The sequence below is a fragment of the Halobacillus sp. H74 genome, from assembly GCF_052246715.1.
GTDB lineage: Bacteria > Bacillota > Bacilli > Bacillales > Halobacillaceae > Halobacillus > Halobacillus litoralis_A.
The window spans coordinates 1-1,385 of sequence record NZ_JBQQCI010000023.1 but is presented as its reverse complement, the minus strand read 5'-3'; the positions used below and the strand labels follow the sequence as shown (position 1 = coordinate 1,385).

Sequence of the window (1,385 nt, the reverse complement as noted above, 5' to 3'; positions counted from 1 at the left end):
CAAACTCTCCATAAAAGTTAGTTTGACTTGCTCATTTGCACACCGAATGTGCTTGTTTCAAATCTCTTCTTTAATAAGAAGAAACATCTTGACGTACTGGTTGGTTCGTTCAGTTTTCAAAGATCAATAAATAATGGTGGAGCCTAGCGGGATCGAACCGCTGACCTCCTGCGTGCAAAGCAGGCGCTCTCCCAGCTGAGCTAAGGCCCCATCTGATTGGGAATGGTCGGGAAGACAGGATTCGAACCTGCGACCCCTTGGTCCCAAACCAAGTGCTCTACCAAGCTGAGCTACTTCCCGTTAAAATGGCGCGCCCGAGAGGAGTCGAACCCCTAACCTTCTGATCCGTAGTCAGACGCTCTATCCAATTGAGCTACGGGCGCATATGTGTTTTTTGGTGCCGAGGGCCGGACTCGAACCGGCACGGTGGAAACCCACCGCAGGATTTTAAGTCCTGTGCGTCTGCCAATTCCGCCACCCCGGCTTGACAATTTATGTTCGCAATCTTGTTGTTCGTATAAGTAGCTCTATTAAAATTAATGGAGCGGAAGACGGGATTCGAACCCGCGACCCCCACCTTGGCAAGGTGGTGTTCTACCACTGAACTACTTCCGCTTAAAGTGCGGGTGGAGGGACTTGAACCCCCACGCCGTGAAGCACTAGATCCTAAATCTAGCGTGTCTGCCAATTCCACCACACCCGCAAGACATGGTGAGCCATGAAGGATTCGAACCTTCGACCCTCTGATTAAAAGTCAGATGCTCTACCAACTGAGCTAATGGCTCTTAATGTAATAAGCACTTTAAACTATGATTTTTTATTTTTAAGTTAGCATCAAGCAACTCATGGTGCCGGCCAGAGGACTTGAACCCCCAACCTACTGATTACAAATCAGTTGCTCTGCCAGTTGAGCTAGGCCGGCTAACTTAAAAAGAAATGGTGGAGGATGCAGGGCTCGAACCTGCGACCCCTTGCTTGTAAGGCAAGTGCTCTCCCAGCTGAGCTAATCCTCCGGATTTTATTAAAAGCTTGGCAGCGTCCTACTCTCACGGGGATCGACCCGACTACCATCGGCGCTGAAGAACTTAACTGCTGTGTTCGGCATGGGAACAGGTGTGACCTCTTCGCCTTCGCCACCAAACCTTTTTTCAAGGACAAGATATATTATATTGTCCTTTCATGAAAATTTCAAGGGGAAAATAAAAGTTTTTTTATAAACCCTCAAAACTGGATAAGGAAACATCATCATCGAATGTAACATCGACTTTTCACGAACGAAATATCTATAGATAAGTCATCGATCCATTAGTATCCGTCAGCTCCACGTGTCACCACGCTTCCACCTCGGACCTATCAACCTCATCGTCTCTGAGGGATCTTATTTG

General features: G+C 47.7%; 9 tRNA genes and 2 rRNA genes. All 11 read right to left on the bottom strand.

Going from position 1 to position 1,385, the window contains the following annotated elements:
* Positions 1-134: 134 nt before the first annotated feature.
* Positions 135-210: transfer RNA gene (locus tag ACTWPX_RS21670), tRNA-Ala, on the bottom strand.
* Positions 211-223: 13 nt separating this feature from the next.
* Positions 224-300, bottom strand: a tRNA-Pro gene (locus tag ACTWPX_RS21665).
* A 6-nt stretch (positions 301-306) separates the two neighbouring features.
* Positions 307-383 (bottom strand) — tRNA-Arg (locus tag ACTWPX_RS21660).
* Between the two features lie 12 nt (positions 384-395).
* Positions 396-484: transfer RNA gene (locus ACTWPX_RS21655), tRNA-Leu, on the bottom strand.
* Between the two features lie 56 nt (positions 485-540).
* Positions 541-615, bottom strand: a tRNA-Gly gene (locus tag ACTWPX_RS21650).
* Positions 616-621: 6 nt separating this feature from the next.
* Positions 622-703 (bottom strand) — tRNA-Leu (locus ACTWPX_RS21645).
* 6 nt (positions 704-709) lie between these two features.
* Positions 710-785, bottom strand: a tRNA-Lys gene (locus tag ACTWPX_RS21640).
* A 61-nt stretch (positions 786-846) separates the two neighbouring features.
* Positions 847-922: transfer RNA gene (locus ACTWPX_RS21635), tRNA-Thr, on the bottom strand.
* A 15-nt stretch (positions 923-937) separates the two neighbouring features.
* A tRNA-Val gene (locus ACTWPX_RS21630) sits at positions 938-1,013 on the bottom strand.
* A 14-nt stretch (positions 1,014-1,027) separates the two neighbouring features.
* A 5S ribosomal RNA gene (gene rrf / locus ACTWPX_RS21625) occupies positions 1,028-1,141 on the bottom strand.
* Between the two features lie 144 nt (positions 1,142-1,285).
* Positions 1,286-1,385, bottom strand: a 23S ribosomal RNA gene (locus ACTWPX_RS21620); the annotation flags it as partial.